Annotated in this window: 18 protein-coding genes; 11 read left to right on the forward strand and 7 right to left on the reverse strand. The window is 69.6% G+C overall.

Annotated features, from left to right (window positions below; genetic code table 11):
• Positions 1-18: 18 nt before the first annotated feature.
• On the forward strand, positions 19-1026 hold the full coding sequence (locus CY658_RS27425) for a Bug family tripartite tricarboxylate transporter substrate binding protein (RefSeq protein ID WP_101493194.1): 1008 nt from the start codon (positions 19-21) through the stop codon (positions 1024-1026).
• A gap of 315 nt (positions 1027-1341) precedes the next feature.
• The gene (locus CY658_RS27430; RefSeq protein ID WP_101493195.1) at positions 1342-2052 is read left to right on the forward strand and encodes an aspartate/glutamate racemase family protein; all 711 of its coding nucleotides are present in this window, start codon (positions 1342-1344) and stop codon (positions 2050-2052) included.
• 10 nt (positions 2053-2062) lie between these two features.
• Here CY658_RS27430 and CY658_RS27435 read toward each other — a convergent pair whose 3' ends face one another.
• From CY658_RS27435 to CY658_RS27445, 3 genes are read right to left on the reverse strand one after another with little or no spacing between them, the layout of a single operon-like run.
• Positions 2063-3424 (reverse strand): MmgE/PrpD family protein, encoded by a 1362-nt coding sequence (locus tag CY658_RS27435; RefSeq protein WP_101493196.1) that lies wholly within the window; start codon positions 3422-3424, stop codon positions 2063-2065.
• Between the two features lie 10 nt (positions 3425-3434).
• Positions 3435-4598, reverse strand: a complete 1164-nt coding sequence (locus tag CY658_RS27440; protein ID WP_180839065.1) for an acyl-CoA dehydrogenase family protein — start codon at positions 4596-4598, stop codon at positions 3435-3437.
• A 5-nt stretch (positions 4599-4603) separates the two neighbouring features.
• Positions 4604-5386, reverse strand: a complete 783-nt coding sequence (locus CY658_RS27445) for a citryl-CoA lyase (protein ID WP_101493197.1) — start codon at positions 5384-5386, stop codon at positions 4604-4606.
• A 145-nt stretch (positions 5387-5531) separates the two neighbouring features.
• On the opposite strand from CY658_RS27445, the gene CY658_RS27450 reads away from it, so the two are divergent.
• From CY658_RS27450 to CY658_RS27470, 5 genes are all read left to right on the forward strand, one after another.
• On the forward strand, positions 5532-7868 hold the full coding sequence (locus tag CY658_RS27450) for an acyl-CoA dehydrogenase (RefSeq protein ID WP_101493198.1): 2337 nt from the start codon (positions 5532-5534) through the stop codon (positions 7866-7868).
• A 44-nt stretch (positions 7869-7912) separates the two neighbouring features.
• Positions 7913-8899, forward strand: coding sequence for a Bug family tripartite tricarboxylate transporter substrate binding protein (locus tag CY658_RS27455; protein ID WP_101493199.1), 987 nt, complete (start codon positions 7913-7915; stop codon positions 8897-8899).
• 3 nt (positions 8900-8902) lie between these two features.
• Positions 8903-10405, forward strand: coding sequence for a class I adenylate-forming enzyme family protein (locus tag CY658_RS27460; protein ID WP_101493200.1), 1503 nt, complete (start codon positions 8903-8905; stop codon positions 10403-10405).
• 111 nt (positions 10406-10516) lie between these two features.
• Complete coding sequence (locus CY658_RS27465) at positions 10517-10702, forward strand: DUF3606 domain-containing protein (RefSeq protein WP_101493201.1); 186 nt, start codon at positions 10517-10519, stop codon at positions 10700-10702.
• Between the two features lie 164 nt (positions 10703-10866).
• On the forward strand, positions 10867-11547 hold the full coding sequence (locus CY658_RS27470) for a hypothetical protein (protein ID WP_101493202.1): 681 nt from the start codon (positions 10867-10869) through the stop codon (positions 11545-11547).
• Here CY658_RS27470 and CY658_RS27475 read toward each other — a convergent pair.
• Entirely contained in the window at positions 11493-12647 is a 1155-nt protein-coding gene (locus CY658_RS27475; RefSeq protein WP_101493203.1) for a DNA topoisomerase IB, read from the reverse strand. The genes CY658_RS27470 and CY658_RS27475 overlap by 55 nt on opposite strands.
• Positions 12648-12755: 108 nt before the next feature.
• On the opposite strand from CY658_RS27475, the gene CY658_RS27480 reads away from it, so the two are divergent.
• A complete protein-coding gene (locus CY658_RS27480) occupies positions 12756-13817 on the forward strand; it encodes a purine-nucleoside phosphorylase (protein WP_101493204.1) in 1062 nt (353 codons plus the stop codon).
• A 6-nt stretch (positions 13818-13823) separates the two neighbouring features.
• On the opposite strand, the gene CY658_RS27485 is transcribed toward CY658_RS27480, so the two are convergent.
• A complete protein-coding gene (locus tag CY658_RS27485) occupies positions 13824-14507 on the reverse strand; it encodes a TIGR02117 family protein (protein WP_101493205.1) in 684 nt (227 codons plus the stop codon).
• Between the two features lie 11 nt (positions 14508-14518).
• Positions 14519-15703 (reverse strand): Y-family DNA polymerase, encoded by a 1185-nt coding sequence (locus CY658_RS27490; RefSeq protein ID WP_101493206.1) that lies wholly within the window; start codon positions 15701-15703, stop codon positions 14519-14521.
• 166 nt (positions 15704-15869) lie between these two features.
• On the opposite strand from CY658_RS27490, the gene CY658_RS27495 reads away from it, so the two are divergent.
• Both CY658_RS27495 and CY658_RS27500 read left to right on the forward strand, forming a co-directional pair.
• Positions 15870-16724, forward strand: a complete 855-nt coding sequence (locus tag CY658_RS27495) for an RNase A-like domain-containing protein (RefSeq protein ID WP_101493207.1) — start codon at positions 15870-15872, stop codon at positions 16722-16724.
• A 23-nt stretch (positions 16725-16747) separates the two neighbouring features.
• Positions 16748-17026: a contact-dependent growth inhibition system immunity protein gene (locus tag CY658_RS27500; RefSeq protein WP_101493208.1), complete on the forward strand. Its 279-nt coding sequence runs from the start codon at positions 16748-16750 to the stop codon at positions 17024-17026.
• A 3-nt stretch (positions 17027-17029) separates the two neighbouring features.
• On the opposite strand, the gene CY658_RS27505 is transcribed toward CY658_RS27500, so the two are convergent.
• On the reverse strand, positions 17030-17647 hold the full coding sequence (locus CY658_RS27505; protein WP_257885004.1) for a YiiX family permuted papain-like enzyme: 618 nt from the start codon (positions 17645-17647) through the stop codon (positions 17030-17032).
• A 63-nt stretch (positions 17648-17710) separates the two neighbouring features.
• Between CY658_RS27505 and CY658_RS27510 the strand changes: the two genes are divergently transcribed.
• Complete coding sequence (locus CY658_RS27510; protein WP_101493209.1) at positions 17711-18271, forward strand: putative glycolipid-binding domain-containing protein; 561 nt, start codon at positions 17711-17713, stop codon at positions 18269-18271.
• Positions 18272-18306 lie beyond the last annotated feature (35 nt).

An 18306-nucleotide genomic window follows, 5' to 3' on the forward strand; every position in this document is an offset into this window, starting at 1 on the left:
GACCACCACGGAGACAAGATGAACGACAGAAGAAGAGACGCCACGCGACCCTCGCGCCGGCATGCAATACGGGCCGCCCTGGCCTTGGCCGGCCTGCTGGCCGCCACACCCGCCGCGTGGGCGCAGAAGTTTCCCGACAAGCCCATCCGCATCGTCGTCGGCTACTCGGCCGGCGGCGGCGTCGATGCCGTCGCGCGCATGCTCAGCGCGCGCTTGCCCGCCGTGCTGGGCCAGCAGGTGCTGGTCGAAAACCGCACCGGCGCCACCGGCCTCATCGCGGCCGACCTCGTCGCCAAGGCGCCGCCCGACGGCTACACGCTGATGATGGGCGACAGCGCCTTGCTCATCGCCAAGCTGCTGCAGCCGAAGATCCCCATCGATCCGCTGACCAGCTTCAAGCCCGTGGCCGGCGCTTTCGTGTCGCCGCTGATGATCGTCGCGGGCAACGACTTTCCCGCCAAGACGCCCGCCGAACTCGTCAAGGAACTCAAGGCGCATCCGGGCCGTTACTCCTACGCGTCGTCGGGTGTCGGCACGGTGCAGCACCTGGGCTTCGAGATGCTCAAGCAGTCCACCGGCGCGTTCGTGGTGCATGTGCCGTACCGCGGCGCCGCGCAGATCGTGCCCGATGTGGTCGGTGGCCAGGTGCCGCTGGGCGTGGTGAGCGCCACGGCTGCGATGGCGCAATCGAAGGCCGGCAAGCTGCGCGCGCTGGCGCTGTTGAACAACGCGAAGCTCGAAGGCGCCGAAAGCGTCGCACCGCTGGCCGACGCATTGCCGGGCTTCGACGTGGCGCCGCGCATCTTCCTGCTGGCACCGGCGGGCACGCCCAACGATGTCGTCGACAAGCTCTCGGCTGCGGTGAAGACCGTGCTTGACATGCCCGAGACGGGGACGGCCGCCGCGGCACAAGGCACGCTGCGCGCCTACGCCACGCCGGCCCAGTTGGGCAAGGACATGGCGGAGGAAACGACGCGATGGAAACGCATCATCACGGACCAGCGCATCGTGGCGGAGGGGAACTGAGGTGACTGTCTGGTTTGGTCGTTCTTCTATGCGCTGCGGTTCTTCAGGGCGACGCTCCCGCCGACGGGGAGCCTTGCTCCGCGAATGTCCCCCGCTTCGCTCCTCCTTGATTTCGCTGCGCAAGGCACCCCATCGACGTGAGCGTTGGGCAGTGCAGTCGTTGATCGAACGGCACGACAACCGCACTCGGTGTGCGCAGGACACTGGGTGCTTCCCGCAGCGAAATCAAGGAGGAGGCCGCAGGCCGGGGGACATTCGCGGAGGGAAGTACCCGGTGGCCTGTGCACACGCCCTGAACAAACAAGAGCCACACCCATGACCCGTCTTCCTCATCTGGGCCTCATCGTCCCTCCGGCGGCCGGCGCGGTGCCGGTCGACGGCCCACTGCTCTACGGCGACCGCATCCGCTTCACTGCGAAAGGTTTGGCCCTCGGCGAAATCTCTACCCGCGGCTACACCGAAGTGATCGACTCGGTCATCGGCAAGGCGCTGGAGTTGAAGGCAGAGGGCGCCAGCGCCATCTCCCTCATGGGCACGTCGCTGAGCTTCTTCCGCGGCGTGGCCTTTACGCGTCAACTCAAGCGAGAGATGGAACAGGCCACAGACCTGCCCTGCACGACCATGAGCGACGCCATCCTCGCGGGCCTGCGTCACCTGAAGGTGCGGCGCGTGGCCGTCGCCACGGCCTACATCGACGAGGTCAACACGCAGCTTCGCACCTACCTCGAACAGAGCGACTTCGAACCGCTCGCACTCGAAGGCCTGGCCATCTCCGACGTGCAGGCCGTGGGCCAGGTGTCGACCGAGGTGCTGGTCAACCTGTGCCTCAAGGTGTTCGAAGGCCAGCCCGGTGCCGACGGCCTTCTGATCTCGTGCGGCGGCCTCGTCACGCTCGATGCCGTGCGCGAGGTCGAGGCGCGCCTGCAGGTGCCCGTGGTGTCCAGCTCGCCCGCGGGCTTCTGGGACCTCGCGCGCACTGCGGGGCTCGATGCGCGCTCGCCGGGGCAGGGCCGGCTGTTCGCCTGAACGACCGGCCTTAGCCCAGCCAGCGCCCCACGCGCGCCGTGTCGGCCAGTTGCCAGATGCGCTCGCAGAGCGCCTTCGCTTCGTCGGCCGTCGCGCCTTCGCCGTAGTGCGCGAGGCGCTGCATCTTGTCCTCGATCTCGGCGCGGCTCAGGCTGTTGCCGGGGTCGCCCTTGGGCTCGTCGACGCGGCCGGCCAATGTGCGGCCGTCGGCGGTGTGCACGCTGACCTTGCCGATCCAGCGCGCGGGGTAGGCGGTGTCGACCTCGTCGTCGAGCGCCATCGTCACCTTCTCGCGGAAGGCCGAGACCTCGGGCGAGAGAAAGTCGCGGTCGAACTCGCCCAGGCCCGCGCGGCCGTGCACGGCGATGAGGCCCAGCACCGTGCCCATCGAGAACTTGCCCTGGTGCACCGTGGCCGGCACCGTCACGCGGCCGAGCACGTCGATGGCGCCTTGGTGCACGTGGGTCGTGACCTGGGAAACGTCGGCCGGCGTGAGCTGGTTCTGTTCCATCACCTGCAGCAGCGCGTCGGCAGCCGGGTGCGTGTGGCGGCAGGAGGCGTGGTACTTAAACGAGGTTTCGGCCAGCGTCCAGCGCGTGCCCAGGCCGTCGGTGAGTTTGGCCGGATCGGCGTCGCTCGACATACCCACGCCCAGCCCCTGCGCGCCTTCGAGAATCTTCGCCGCGCCCGTGAAGCCGTCCTGCGCGAGGTAGGCCGACATCAACCCGCTGGCCGCCGCGTGCGCGCAGTGCAGCTGCTTTGAATCGGCGGCGTCGCGCAAGAATTCCCAGACACCGGCCGACTGCGTGCCGGCCGAGCCGAAGGCATGCAGCATCTGCTGCGGCGACAGCTCGAGCAGCTGGCCCACCGCCGCGGCTGCGGCGAGCGTGCCCGCCGTCGCCGTGGTGTGGAAGGTGCGGTAGTGCGATCGGCCCAAAAATTCGCCGACGCGGATGCCGACCTCGTAGCCCGCGACCACGGCCGTCAGCAGCTGCGCGCCGCTGGCGCCGATGCTTTGTGCCACGGCCAGTGCGGGTGCGATGACCACGGCGGCCGGGTGGAACACCGAGCCGTTGTGCACGTCGTCCTGCTCCACGTAGTGCGAGGCCGCGGCGTTGACCAGCGCGGCGAACAGCGGCGAGCTGGTGCGCCGCGAGGTGAGGATTTCGCTCGGGCCGTCGGCGGGACCCATCATCTGCGCGAAGCGCTCGATGCTGCGGATCGGCCTCGCGGTGCGGGCCGCGAGCACCGAGCCGAGCCAGTCGAGCATCAGGTCCTCGGTGCGGCGCAGCACCGGCGCGGGAATGTCGGCGAACTTCAGCTCGGCCGCGAAGGTCGCGAGCACCTTGCTGGGGTGGTCGATGGCGTTCATGTGCAGTCCTTCAGAACGAGCGCGGCAGGCCGAGCATGTGCTCTGCTACGTAGCTCAGGATGAGGTTGGTCGAGATCGGCGCCACCTGGTACAGCCGCGTCTCGCGGAACTTGCGCTCGATGTCGTATTCGCACGCAAAGCCGAAGCCGCCGTGGAACTGCAGGCACGCATTGGCCGCCTCCCAGCTGGCCTTGGCCGCGAGGTACTTCGCCATGTTGGCCTGCGCGCCGCAGGGCTGGCGCGCGTCGAACAGGCGACAGGCCTCGTAGCGCATCAGGTTGGCGGCCTCGGTCTCGATGAAGGCTTCGGCAATCGGAAACTGCACGCCCTGGTTCTGGCCGATGGGCCGGCCGAACACCACGCGGTCCTTCGTGTAGGCCGTCACCTTGTCGATGAACCAGTAGCCGTCGCCGATGCACTCGGCCGCGATCAGCGTGCGCTCGGCGTTCAGGCCATCGAGGATGTACTTGAAGCCCTGGCCTTCCTCGCCGATGAGGTTCTCCGCCGGGATCTCGAGGTTCTCGAAGAACAGCTCGTTGGTCTCGTGGTTCACCATGTTCAGGATGGGCCGCACCGTCATGCCCTTGCCGATGGCCTCGCGCAGGTCGACGATGAAGATCGACATGCCTTCCGACTTCTTCTTCACGTCCGCCAGCGGCGTGGTGCGCGCCAGCAGGATCATCAGGTCCGAATGCTGGATGCGCGAGATCCACACCTTCTGGCCGTTGATCACGTAACGGTCGCCCTTCTTCACGGCCGTGGTCTTGATCTTCGTGGTGTCGGTGCCGGTGGTCGGCTCGGTCACGCCCATGGACTGCAGGCGCAGATCGCCGCTGGCGATCTTCGGCAGGTACTGGCGTTTTTGCGCCTCGCTGCCGTGGCGCAGCAGCGTGCCCATGTTGTACATCTGGCCGTGGCAGGCGCCTGAATTGCCGCCGCAGCGGTTGATCTCTTCCATGATCACCGAGGCTTCGGTCAGGCCCAGGCCCGAGCCGCCGTATTCCTGTGGGATCAGGGCGGCCATCCAGCCGGCCTTGGTGAGTGCGTCGACGAACTCGGCGGGGTAGCCGCGTGCTTCGTCGACCTTGCGGAAGTACTCGTTGGGAAACTGCGCGCACAGGTCGCGCACGGCATCGCGAATGTCGGGGAAACGGTTGTCGGTAGCGATCATCATGTGCATCAATCCTGGCGGGGGCCGCCTGCTTCTTTTTCGACGCGTTGCCAGATCTCGATCGCCATCGGGTCGTCGATCTCCTCGAGGATGTGGCCCACGAGGCCGATGGCGCGCGCCATCACGCCGAAGCCGCGGATGATCTTCCACGGAAAGCCGAACTCGGCGGCAATGGCACCGATGGCGCCCGTGGCGTTGATCGGCAGCGACTTGCCCGACACGCGCTCGGCCTCTTCCTGCACCGCCTGCATCAGCGCGACGTAGTGGGAAGAGAGACCGTTCTCGGCCGCGATCTGGAACAGGCGCGGCGTGCGCGGGTCGATCGGCTTGTGCAGCGGATGGCCCAGGCCCGGCACGATGAGCTTGCGTGCGCGGTGGTCGGCCACGATGTCCTTCGCCATGTCGGCCAGCGGACGACTCGGCTTCTCGCCGAAGGGAATGGCCTCGTACAGCATCTTCGCGGCGCCTTCGGTGCTGCCCACGAACACGCTGCCCAGCCCGCACAGGCCGGCGGCCACGGCGGCCTGCAGTGCTTCGGGGGCGCCCGCGTAGGTGAGCCGCGCGACCAGCGCGCTCGGCGTGACGCCGTGCTCCACCAGCGTGACGACGATGGCGTTGAAGGTCACGGATTCCTGCGGCGTCGGGATGCGTCCCGTCAGCTCCAGGAAGGCCATGTCGCCCAGGTTGAGATGGCCGAGGATTTCCGAGGGCAGGTCGCGCCCGCGCACGGTGATCTTGTCGGGCGTGCTGTGGCCGAGGTCGGTGTGCAGGGATTTCTTGATCTTTGTCATGGCCGCAAATCTATCCCCGTGCGCGCGATCGGCCACTCAGTGATTGCCAAACCCTCCCTTCCGCAATTGCGAATGCCCTGCGGCGGGGTCTTCGGGCACGCTGCGACTCGTCAATGCAACGGAAAAGAAAAGGCAGAACAGCGCGATGGATTCCGACTCACTCCTGGCCGTGCGCGAAGCGGCGCTCGACTACTTCACCCGCAGCGGCGCGACCGCGCGGCGCCGCGCCCGCACCGAACGACCCGAGGCCGACGAGGCGGAAGGCTGGGGCGAGATCGCCGCGCTCGGCTGGCCCGGCATGCTGGCGCCCGAAGCGGCCGGCGGGCTCGCGCTGGGGCTCGACGGCGCCGCCGAAATCCTGCGCGCGGCCGGTGAACACGCAGCGCCGGAGCCGCTGCTGGCCGTGGCAGGCCTGAGCGCGCTGCTGCTGGCTCGGCTCGACTCGACCGGCGCGCGTGCCTTGCTGGCCGACCTCGTGGCGGGCCGCAGCCTGCCCGCGCTGGCGTGGCAGGAAAGCGCGGGTGACCTCAGCGCCGTGCCGCTGGCCTGCGGCTGCGAGGTGCGCGCGGGGCACGTGGGCGGCGTGCTGCTGCAGGGCGAAAAACTCATGGTGCTGCCCGGCGCCGCTGCCAGCGGCTGGCTGGTGTCGGCGCGCGGCGAGGACGACGCCGTGCTGCTGTGGGTGCCGCGCGGCACAGAGGGCGTGAGCGAGACGCTCGTGCCGCTGGTCGATGGCAGCCAGGCAGCCAACCTCCGTTTCGAAGAGGTCGTGCTGCCGGCCGACGCCGTGCTGGCCAGCGGACCGGCCGCGCAGGAGGCACTGCGCCAGGCGCTCGCCGCCGGGCAGATCCTGCAGGCGGCCGAGCTGCTCGGCGCGGGGCAGGCGATGCTGGCGCAGACGCTGGCCTACCTGCGCACGCGTTCGCAGTTCGGCAAGGCCATCGGCAGCTTCCAGGCGCTGCAGCACCGCAGCGTCGACATGTTCATCCACCTCGAAGTGGCGCAGGCCACGCTCAACGAAGTGCTCGCGCTGGTGGGCGACGGCGCGATGCCTGCCGACCGGCTCGAAGCCGAAGCCAGCCGCGTCAATGCGCGCTGCACGGCTGCTGCGTTGCAGGCGTCGCGCGCAGCGGTGCAACTGCACGGGGCCATCGGCTACACGCAGGAGTGCGACCTGAGCCTGTTCTACAAGCGCGTGCTGTGCCTGTCGGCGTGGCTGGGCAATGTCACGGCGCACCAGCGTCGGCATGCCGCGCTGACTGGCGAAGCCGAAGCTGCTGCGAGTAGTGCTGCAGCTTGGAGCGGCGAGTTCCTTGCGCGGACCACCGACTGGTCTGCCATGCCCGAGCCTGAGTTCCGCCGCATGGTGCGCGGCTTCCTGCAGCAGCGCTATCCGGCGCAGTTGCGTTACCTGTCGCACCGCGCGCGCTGGAGCGAGATGCGCGAGTGGTACCTCACGCTCTCGGCGCAGGGCTGGATCGCACCGGCCTGGCCGCAGTCGCACGGCGGCATGGGCCTGCCGGCCGACAAGCTCATCGCCTGGATCGAAGAGCTGGAGCAGCACGGCGTGGCGCGCGCGCCCGACCAGGGCATCGTGATGATCGGGCCGCTGCTGATCCAGCACGGCACGCCCGAGCAGCAACAACGCTTTCTGCCGCGCATCCTCAGCGGCGAGCATGTGTGGTGCCAGGGCTATTCGGAGCCCAATGCCGGCTCCGACCTCGCCGGCCTGCGCACCGAGGCGGTGGCCGGGCGCGATGCGCAGGGCGATCACTTCGTCGTCAACGGCCAGAAGATCTGGACCACGCTCGCACAAGACGCCAACCATATCTTCATGCTCGTGCGCACCGACAAGGGCGCGCGCAAGCAAGAGGGCATCAGCTTCCTGCTGTGCGACCTGCGCACGCCGGGCGTCACGGTGCGGCCCATTCACACGCTGGCGGGCGAGCCCGAGTTCTGCGAAGTTTTCTTCGACAACGTGCGCGTGCCGGCCGACCAGCTCGTGGGCCAGCTGCACGGCGGCTGGACGATCGCGAAGGCGCTGCTGGGCTTCGAGCGCATCTTCCTGGGCAGCCCCAAGCAGTCGCAGTACGCGCTGGGCCAACTGGCGCGGCTCGGGCAGGCGCGGCGGCTGTTCGCCGACCCGGTGTTCGCACAGCGCTTCGCAGCGCTGCGGCTCGACGTGCTCGACCTGTCGGCCGCGTACACGGGCTTCGCCAACATCGTGCGCGCGGGCAAGCCGCTGCCCGCGTCGGTGTCGCTGCTGAAGATCTGGGCCAGCGAGACGTACCACCGCATCGGCGCACTGCTGGTCGAGGCCGGCGAAGAGCAGGGCGCGGTCGCAGGCGACCAGGTGCTCGACGGCCAGAGCTTCAACGTGCTCTCGCCGCTCATCGGTTCCACCGCCGCAATGATCTACGGCGGCACGAACGAGATCCAGCGCAACATCCTCGCGCGACAAGTTTTGGACTTGCCGGCCTGAGCGATGTGAGCGACCGAAGACATACACAAAAGGAGACAACGCTCATGCAATCCCTCGAACTCTCTCGCCGCCAGCTCATGGCTGCGTTGGCGGGCAGCGCGGCGCTCGCCGCACTGCCTTCGCGCGTCTTCGCGCAGCAGCCGCTGCCGCCGCTCATCAAGCTGGTGGTCGGCTATTCCGCCGGCGGCCCGGTGGACGGCGCCGCGCGCCTGCTCGCGCCCGCGCTGGGCCAGGAGCTGGGCACGCAGGTGATCGTCGACAACCGGCCCGGCGCCGCCGGTTCGCTCGGCGGCAACGCGGTCGCCAAGGCGCCGCCCGACGGCGCGATGCTGTTCTTCGGTGCGAGCCCGACCATCACCATCAACCCGAACGTGCAGCGCAGCATGCCCTTCGACCCGATGAAGGACCTCACGCCCCTCGCGCCGCTGGTCGACTACACCAACGTGCTGGTGGTCAACAACGACCTGCCGGTGCGCAACGTGGGCGAGCTGCTGGCGTATGCCAAGGCCAAGCCCGGCAAGCTGTTCTACGGCTCAGCGGGCGTGGGCGCGTCCAACCATCTGTGCGGCGCACTGCTCGAGAAGATGAGCGGCCTGCAGCTCACGCACGTGCCGTACAAGGGCAGCGCGCCGGCGCTGGCCGACGTGATGGCCGGCACCGTGCCGATGATGTTCGACATCATCGCCACCTCGCGGCCCTTCATCCAGTCGGGCAAGCTGCGTGCGCTGGCCGTCACCTCGCGCCAGCGCAACCGCATGCTGCCCGACGTGCCGACCATGATCGAGTCGGGCGTGCCCGGCTACGACGTGGGCGGCTGGTTCGGCCTGTACGGCCCGGCGCGCATGGATGCGGCGCTGGTCGCGCGCGTGAACGCCGCGGCGCAGAAGATGCTGGCGCGCGAAGACATCGCGCACCGCCTGCGCGAGCAGGGCTACGACGTCTGGGCGGGCGCACCGGAGGTGCTGGGCACCAAGGGCGTGTCGGACCGCAAGCTGTGGGCGAGCGCGTCCAAGGGCATCGAGGCGGAATAGCCGATGCAGCCATCACGCATTCATCACCTGCTCGAAGACCGCGCCGCCCGCACGCCGGACGCGGTGTTTCTCTACGAACTTGAGGGCACCACCACCTATGGCGCGCTGCAGGCCATGGTCGAGACCGCCGCGAACGACCTGCTCGCCGCCGGTGTGCGGCCGACCGACCGCGTGGTGCTGGTGGCCGAAAACTGTGCGGCCCACATCGCGCTGCTGCTGGCCTGCAGCCGCGTGGGCGCATGGTCGTGCGGCGTCAACGCGCGCATGTCGCCGGGCGAGATCGCGGCCATTGCCGAACGCGCCGACGCGCGGCTGTGCGGCTTCACCACCGATGCGTCCGATGCCGCGCGCACGCACGCGCAGCGCGCGTCGGCCGTGCCGGCCACGCTGCCCGGCGTGATGTTCACCGCCGCGCGCGCCGACGCCCGCCCCGAGCCCGACGCGGCGCTGACCGATGCCGCCGCGATCATCTTCACGTCGGGCACCTCGGGCACGCCCAAGGGCGTGATGGTGTCGCACCGCGGGCTGCTGCACTTCGGCCGCGTGTCGGCCACGGTGCGCACGCTCGACACGCACGACCGCGTCTACGCCTTCCTGCCGATGACGCACATCTTCGGCATCGGCACCGTGCTGATGGCCGCGCTCTCGGGCGGGGCCGCGCTGGTGCTGCGCGCCAACTTCTCGCCGGCCGACATGCTCGAAGCGCTGGCGCACGGGCAGGTGTCGAACCTGCTCGGGCCGCCGACCATGTACGCGCGGCTACTGGCGCACATCGAGGCACAACAGCTCGCGCCGCGCTTTCCGAATCTGCGTTACGTGTACACGGGCTCCGCACCGCTCGACCCGGCGCTCAAGCAGCGCGTGGAGCAGCGCTTCGGCCAGCCGCTGCACTACGGCTACGGGCTCTCGGAGTACGCGGGCTCGGTGTTTCTCACGCGCACCGAGGCGCCGCGCACCGACACCTCGGCCGGCTACGTGGTCGAGGGCGGCGAGGGGCGCATCGTCACGGCCGACGGCGCCGAGGCTGCACAAGGCGACACCGGCGAGATCTGGCTGCGCGGCCCGGGCCTGATGCTGGGCTATTTCCGCGACGCGGCCGCCACCGCACAGGTGATGCGCCCGGGCGGCTGGTACGCCACCGGCGACCTCGGCCGCTTCGACGCCGACGGTGCGCTGTTCGTGGTGGGGCGGCTCAAGGAAATGATCATCCGCTCGGGCTTCAACGTGTACCCGGCCGAGGTCGAGGCGGTGATCGGCCGCTTCACCGGCGTGCACCTGTGCGCCGTGGTCGGCGTGCCCGAGGCCGACGGCAACGAGCAGATCGTCGCGTTCGTCGAGCTGAACCCGGGCGCGTCGCTCGACGAGGTGGCGCTGCGCGCGCACCTGGCCGAGCACCTGTCGCCCTACAAGCGGCCCGCGCGCATCGAGGTGATCGACGCGATGCCGACCACCGCCAACGGCAAGCTGCTCAAGCGGGAACTGCAGGCGCGGGCCCGCGCGTCCTGAAACCCATCGGGCCGGTCCTCGGACTTTTCCTGCACGGGCGCGCGCTGCTGTCCTCTAACGAGCGGCGCGCCGACGCGGCATGGTGAAAGCATCTACCGAGGAGACTTTCCCATGGCCGATGACCTGAGCAAGCGCGGACCGCAGGATGCGAGCCGCGTCAACGTCAATGAACTCCACGAGGTTCGCTACTGGACCCAGACGCTGGGCGTGACGGAGGCGCAGCTGCGCTCGGCCGTGGCAGCGGCCGGGGTCGAGGTGAAGGACGTGCGCGCCTACCTCGGCAAGCCAGCGGCTTGACGCGCGGCGGCGCGGGCAGGGCGTAGGCAGGCTCCTACAGCCGCGGCGCGGAGCGGGCCCGATACTCGTGGCCTTGTTCCCGCCTTCAGGAATCTTCCCGTGACCGTGTTCCCTGCCGCCTCCCGCCACTCGGGCCGCGCGCCCTTGCGGGCCGCCGCACCGCGATGAAGTCGTCCCCCAGTGCCCGCAGCTGGATTGCGGCCGGCGTGCGCCACGAGCTGCTCACGCGCGCCCTGCCGGCGCTGCGGCACGACATGACGGCGCCCGTCTCGGTGATCCGCATGGCGGTGCTGATGCTCAAGCGCCAGGTGGCGGCCGACCCCGTCGACCCCGCCGCCTGCGAGGACCGCGTGAACCTCATCGACAACCAGGTGTCCGAGCTGGTCGGCGCGATCCGCTCGCTGCGCGACTGGGAACTGGCCACCACCGACGACGGCATCACGCGCAGCGCGCTGGTGGCGCAATGCATGACGCTGATGCGCTCGGCCTTCGACCTGCACGGCGTGACGCTCGAGGTCGACGAGGCGCTCGCCACCCCGCAAGACGACGAGCCGCGCTGGCCCAATGCCGCCGCGCTGCGCTACCTGTTCCTCGGCGCGCTGGGCTACCTGCACGACGGCGTGGACGAGATTGGCACCATCTGCATCGAGCCCGACGGCGCCGATGCGCTGCGCCTGCGCGCCCTGGTGCGCGAGGCCGGCGGCACGAACGCGGTGCTCGACGCCCACCGCGCGCCGCGCGCCCTGGCCATCGACACCGTGGCGCTGCAGAACCTGGCCGAAGACCTCGGTTACGCCGTGCTGCTCGACGCCGACGCCGTGCGCCTCGCCCTCGCCGCAGGCTGAGGCGCCCGCAGGAAGGCGAGCAATCGCCGCTCCGCCGCGACCAGGCCGCGCGCCGGGCCGGCCGTGGCGGCACGGGCCGCGATCTTCTCCAGCAGCGTGCCCGTGACCGCCGTGTCGTCGGCGCGCGCCAGCGCCTCGCCCAGCGCCAGCACGGCCGGGTGCACATACGCCTTCTTGCAGACCGCCGGCGTGTTGCCGAGCTGCCGCGCGACGGCCGCGAGGATGTCCTTGGCACCAGGCCGGCGCTCGTCGCCCTCCCAGGCGCAGGCCAGCCGCGTGAGCTCCAGCGCCTGCACCGTGCCGTGCCAGGTGCGGAAGTCCTTGGCGGTGAAGCGCTCGCCGTCGCCCTTGTCTGTGGCTTCGGCGATGTAGTCGTTCACGTCGTTGGACGACACGCCGCGCACCTCGCCCGCTTCGTCGGTGTACTGGAACAGCGCCTGCCCCGGCAGCTGCTGGCACTGGCGCACCACGCGGGCCACGCGCGGGTCGTCGACGCGAGCCTCGTGCACCACGCCGCTCTTGCCGCGAAAGCGCAGTCGCAGTGCCGAGCCTTGCACCGCCGCGTGGCGGTTGCGCAGCGTGGTGAGGCCGAACGATCCGTTGCTGCTCGCGTAGGCCTCATTGCCCACGCGCAGCAGCGTGGTGTCTAGCAGGCGCACCAGGGTGGCGATCACCTGCGCGCGGCCGGGCGTCTTGGTGCCCGCGCGCAGGTCGCGTGCCACGCGGGCACGCAAGCGGGGCAGGGCGCGCCCGAAGGCTTCGAGGCGCTCGAACTTGGTGCCGTCCTGCAGCGTGCGCCAGTCGGGGTGGTAGCGGTACTGCGTGCGACCGCGTGCGTCCAGCCCCGTGGCCTGCAGATGGCCCTGCGGCAGCGGGCAGATCCACACCTCGGTGTAGGCCGGTGGAATCGCCAGGCGGCGGATGCGCGCCAGCGTGTCGGCGTCGCGCACCCAGCGGCCGTGCGCGTCGCGGTAGCGAAAGCTGTCGCCCCACTTCAGCCGGCGGATGCCCGGCATGCCGGGGTTCACGTAGACCAGGCCGCGCGCCAAGGGGGAGGCGGAAGCCGGTGCGGGCCGGCATGGGGTTTGCATCGAAGGCATGACAACGCGCTTGTGCCAGCATCGACAATCGTGCGGTGTAGGACGCCGCATGCTCACGCTGTTACCGAGGTGCGCTTTCCCTTCCTTCTTTCTCTTCGGATTCCACCCATGTCCCTCCTGAACTCCCGTCGCGTTTCCCTGGGCGCCCGCGGCCTGGCGCTGTGCGGCGCCGTGCTGCTCGCCACGGCCTGTGCCTCCACTTCGCCCACCGCCGACACGCGCGCTGCTGCAGTTGCCGGCGCACCCGTCAAGGTGAAGGTGTTCGTCGCCGCCATGTTCGAGATCGGCCAGAACACCGGCGACCGCGCCGGCGAGTTCCAGTACTGGTACGAGCGCTACTGGAAGGGCGCCAAGCCCATGGCCGTGCCCGGCGCGCTGCAGCCCGTGTACTGCAACACCGACGGCGTGTGCGGCGCAGTGCTGGGCATGGGCAAGGTCAACTCGTCGTCGTCGATGCAGGCCATCCTGCTGAACCCGCAGTTCGACTTCTCGCAGGCCTACTACGTGATCTCCGGCGTGGCCGGCACGCCGCCGCAGCGCGGCACCATCGGCGAGGTGAGCTGGGCCACCTGGCTCGTCGACTACGACCTCGGCCACCGCTGGGCGCCCGAAGAAAACAAGCCCGGCGAACCCACCTTCATGCCGCGCAAGGGCTACGAGGAGTACCGCCGCTTCAAGCTCAACCCCGACCTCGTCGGCTGGGCCATGAAGCTGTCGGCCGACACGCCGCTGAAAGACTCGGAATCGGCCCGCAAGTACCGCCTGCGTTATTCCGACGCGGCCGCGCGCCGCGCACCCTTCGTGGGCACCGGCACGCACATGACGGGCGACACCTTCTTCCACGGCCCCGGCATGTCGAAGCAGGCGCAGTACATCGCCAAGCTCTACGGCGCCGACGACTACGTGATCACCGAAATGGAAGCCGCCGCCATCACCCTCGTGATCAAGCGCACCCACGGCACCGACCGCGTGATGAGCCTGCGCGGCGCGGTCAACTTCGACCAGGGCAACCCGAAGGAAACCACGCTGCAGCACCTGGACCCGGCACCGGGCGAGACGGCGGGCGGCTTTGCCGAGACGGTGGAGAACATCGCGCTGGTGGGCACGCGCGTGGTCGATCACATCGTGAAGAACTGGCCCACGTGGTCGACGGGCGTGCCCAAGCCCTGAAGATCGTCAGCGCTGCAGCACCGGCTGCAGATGCCACGTCACGTTGAAGTCGAAGGGCGTCCAGCGGCTCACCGTGACGCCCGCCTGCCGCAGGCCGCGGCCGGTCCAGGTGTTGCAGGTCTCGAACAGGTGGTAGCTGCCTTTCGCTTCGTAGAAGGCATCGTCGCTCGCGTAGTGCGCGCCCGCGATCGGCGTGGCGCGGCCTGAGGGCAGCGTGGCGCGCACGTGGGCCACGAGCTGCGCGTACTGCGCCTGCGAGAGCGGCAGCTTGTAGGCCCCGCGCTGCAGCTGCGCGCGCTGCAGGTAGGTCACGTGCAGCAGCGAGCGGTTGCCGCCCGACAGCGCCCCGAAGGCGCGCGCAGCCGTCAGGTCGGCCCAGGTCGGCGTGTGCAGATAGAACTCGCGGTCGCCCCAGCCGATGGCGACGAACTCGGCATCGGGCGGCGGCGCCTTGAAGTCTGACAACGGAAAGAGCTGCTGCCAGTCGACCGTGGCCGAGCGGACCGGAAACACCAGGTCGGTGTGCACGCCGTTGCTCAGCACCCAGGCCTCGACGGCCGGCGGCTCGGCCGGTGGTTTCGCGTTCGCCGGCAAGAAGACCAGCGCGCAGGCCACGGCCACATACAGCGTGATGGCGAGCAGCAGCCCCAGCAGGGTGAGGGCGATGCGTCGCAGCCAGCGTCTGATCATCGGGGAAGCGGTCAGAAGAGCGACGCCGTGGTCGCCACCGGCTCCGCGCTGCGGGTGCTTCCGGCGGGCGCCAGCGCCTCGGGGCTTCCCGCCTTGGCCAGCGCGCCCACGCGCACGCCGAGCAGGCGCAGCGGCCGTTCCAGCGGCACGCGCTTGAGGCACTGGCCGCCGATCTGGCGGATGGTCTTGCCGTCGTCGGTGAAGCGGTCGATGGTCTGGTCGCGCGTGGCGATCTTGAAGTCGTCGTAGCGCAGCTTGATGCCGATGGTCTTGCCCACGTAGCCCTTGCGCTGCAGGTCTTCGGCCAGCTTCTCGCACAGGTGGGTGAAGATCGCGCCCAGCTCGGCGCGGTCGCGCACGGCGTGCAGGTCGCGCTCGAAGGTGGTCTCGCGGCTCATCGACACGGGCTCGCTCTCGGTCACCACGGGGCGGTTGTCGCGGCCCCACGCCACCTCGTGCATCCACGCGCCAGTGGCCTTGCCGAAGGTGTCGATGAGCCAGCCGCGCTCGCGCGCCGCGAGCTGGCCCACGGTCTCGATGCCGAAGCGCTTGAGCTTTTCGTCGGCCTTGGGCCCGATGCCGTTCACCTTGCGGCAGGGCAGGGGCCAGATGCGGGTTTCGAGGTCGTGTTCGTAGACCACCGAGATGCCGTTGGGCTTCACGAACTCGCTGGCCATTTTTGCGATGAGCTTGTTGGGCGCCACGCCGATCGAGCAAGTCAGGCCCGTGGCGTCGAAGATGGCTTTCTGGATCAGCCGCGCCAGCGAGCGCCCGCCGTCGCGCTGGCCGCCGGGCACGTCAGTGAAGTCGATGTACACCTCGTCCACGCCGCGGTCTTCCATGAGCGGCGCGACCTCCAGAATGACCTGCTTGAAGGTGCGCGAGAAGCGCCGGTACTCGTCGAAATCGACCGGCAGGATGAGCGCCTGCGGGCACAGCTTGGCGGCCTTCATGAGCCCCATGGCCGAGCCGATGCCGAACTGGCGCGCGGGGTAGGTGGCGGTGGTGATCACGCCGCGCCCCGTGTAGTCCTTCAGTCGCGGAAACGCCTCGATGGGAATGTCGGCCAGCGTGGCGCCCTCGGGCAGCTCGCGGATCGCCTCGTCGACGCGGCGCCGGCCGCCGCCGATCACCACCGGCAGGCCCTTGAGCTGCGGATAGCGCAGCAGCTCGACCGACGCGTAGAACGCGTCCATGTCGAGGTGGGCGATGCGGCGGATCGGAGGGGCGGGGGGCGCGGGCTGGGAACTCACGGGGACAATTGTCTCGCTCTCGCCGCATGTTCGCCCGCGCCCGTGTCGCGTGCAAGAATGCGGCGGAATTTCAATCCCCACGCAGGTGGCGAACGGAAAGGAATGCACGATGGGTGATGACGACGAGGTGGAAGGCGGCCTGTCGGTCGCGCTGACGCCGGTGCAGATGGCGGCGGTGCTCGGCGGCGAAGACGTGCCCGAGTCGGCCAGCCTCAGCAACCGGCTCTGGGGCACGGCGGCGCTGATCGGCGGCGTGATCGAACTGGTCGGCGCCGGCGTGCTGTGCGTGGCACCCGAGCCCACCATGGCCAGCAAGGTCGGCTGCGTGGTGCTGGGCGCGCATGGCAGCGACGTTACCGCCACGGCCGCGCGCCAGATCTGGACCGGCCAGACGCAGCGCACCGCCACCGCACTCACCGCCGACGCCACCGCGCAGGCGCTGGGCGCCTCGCCCGAAACCGGCGCGCAGGTCGGGCTCGCGGTCGATGTGGCGGTGCCGCTTTTCGTGGCCGGCGGGGTGGCGGTGTCGCGCGTGATTGCGGTGCGCGCGAGCCGCTTCAAGCTCGAGCCCGTGCGCCTCATCGAGCACGAGGGCATGGCCGGTTCCAAGGCCGGCGGCCACACCATCCGCGAGCACGTGGGCAAGTCGGCGCAAGAGCTGTTCGACCGCTTCGCGAAGAAGCCCAGCCTGCAGCGTTCGTCGTCGTTCTTCGACCTCGCCACCGCCGAGTCGGCCATCAGCCAGACCGTGCGTGCCAACGCACGGGCCATTCGCGCGTGGTCGCGCTCCGCGGCGGTGGGCTCCAAGCCCGTGGCCTTCGAGCACGACATCGGCGCGGTGGTCGGCATCGGCGTGCAACGCGGCAGCACCGCCGTGAGCCAGCTCACCAAGGTGCGCGTGACGCTCAACATGCGCACGTACAACGGCAAGCCGTTCTACATCCTCACCGCCCATCCGTTCTGACCTTTTCTCCCCCACGACCCACGATGCGATTCGAACTGATCGACCACCTCACCAAGGTTTATTTCGGCCAGGACGCCGACATCCTCTTCGGCGAAACCGGCGCCGAGATCATGGCGTCCTACCGCGAGTCGAGCACCCCGGCCGAACTGGCCGCGCTGCGTGCCGAGATTGCGGACTACCTCGGTTCGCACGACGACGTCGAGGCGGCCTTTGCGCGCGACTTTTCGCGCGACTACATCCCCGAAGATTTCGGCACGCCGGCGAAGCAGTTTCTCGACAGCGTGCTGGCCGCGGTGCAGTAGCCGTCAGCGCGACTCGACCGTCACCAGCAGCGGCGAGTCGAACATCGCCACCGGCGAGATCACCGGCTCGTCCATGGGCACGTTGTCGCCGTAGCGCTCGCGCATCTTGGCGCGCACGGCCGGGTCGCTGAGGTTGAAGCTGCGGATCTTCTGCAGCTCGCCGATGCGCACGCCCAGTGCGCGGTCGTAGAGCTTCCACACCAGTTCCGAGCAGTAGATGCGCGAATCCGACCACTCGAAGGTCAGGTCGTACGGGCGGCCCGCGAAGTCGGAGGTGCGCGCATGCAGGCGCGCCACGGCGCCGGGCGTGAGCCGCGTGTCGGCGTCGCGCAGCCGCTTGACCACGTAGCGCCCGCCGTTGCCGCGCGCCGTCCATTGCGCCAGCGGCGTGTAGCGCACCGTCGAGACGGCCTCGAATACGTAGGGTTTGCCCTCTCGCAGCAGCACGATGCCCATGTGGCTGTAGCGCGAGCCGGTGGCGCGCTGCACGGCGACGCTTTGCGCCGAGCGCGAGGTGTGGAAGATGATGTCGCCGTCTTTCAAGGCGGTGGCCGCGTGGCCGGCGCTCGCTGTCAGAAGGGCAAGAAGGGTAGACAGCAACGGATAAAGGGCTTTCGACATGCAGGGCATTTTGCTGGATGCCGCTTGCGCCCCGCGGCATGCCGGTGCCATGATCCGCGGCATATGCAAACCGTCGCCTCCATCCTCTGGCGCAGGCTCGATGCACCGGGCCACGATGCCTGTCGCCTCGAACGCAATGCCTCGGCCTGGCAGCTCGACGGCGCGGCGGTGTTCCGCACCGAAGGCGGGCGCATCGCGCAGCTGCACTACCGCGTGCGCTGCGACCTGCTCTGGCACACGCAATGGGGCACGGTGCGCGGCTGGCTCGGCGAGTCGGCCATCGACCTGTCGATCACGCGCGATGCGCACGGCCACTGGAAGCTCAACGACGAAGCCGTGTCCGACATGTCGCACTGCGTCGATCTCGACCTGGGCTTCACGCCCGCCACCAACCTGCTGCAACTGCGCCGGCTGAACCTCGCGGCCGGCGAAAGCGCCGATGCGCCGGCGGCCTGGGTCGATATCGAAGACGGCGGGCTCAGCGAGCTGATGCAGCGCTACGAGCGGCGCAGCGACAGCACGTACGCGTACGAGGCCAAGCGCTTCGATTACGCGGAGGTGCTGGCCGTCACGGCGGACGGCTTCGTGAGCGACTATCCGCGGCTCTGGCGCGCGGAGGACTAAGCCGTTGTTGGGAGTCATCGGGCGCTGCGCCTGAA

It is taken from the genome of Variovorax sp. RO1, from assembly GCF_002849325.1.
In the GTDB taxonomy this organism is placed as follows: Bacteria; Pseudomonadota; Gammaproteobacteria; order Burkholderiales; family Burkholderiaceae_C; genus Variovorax.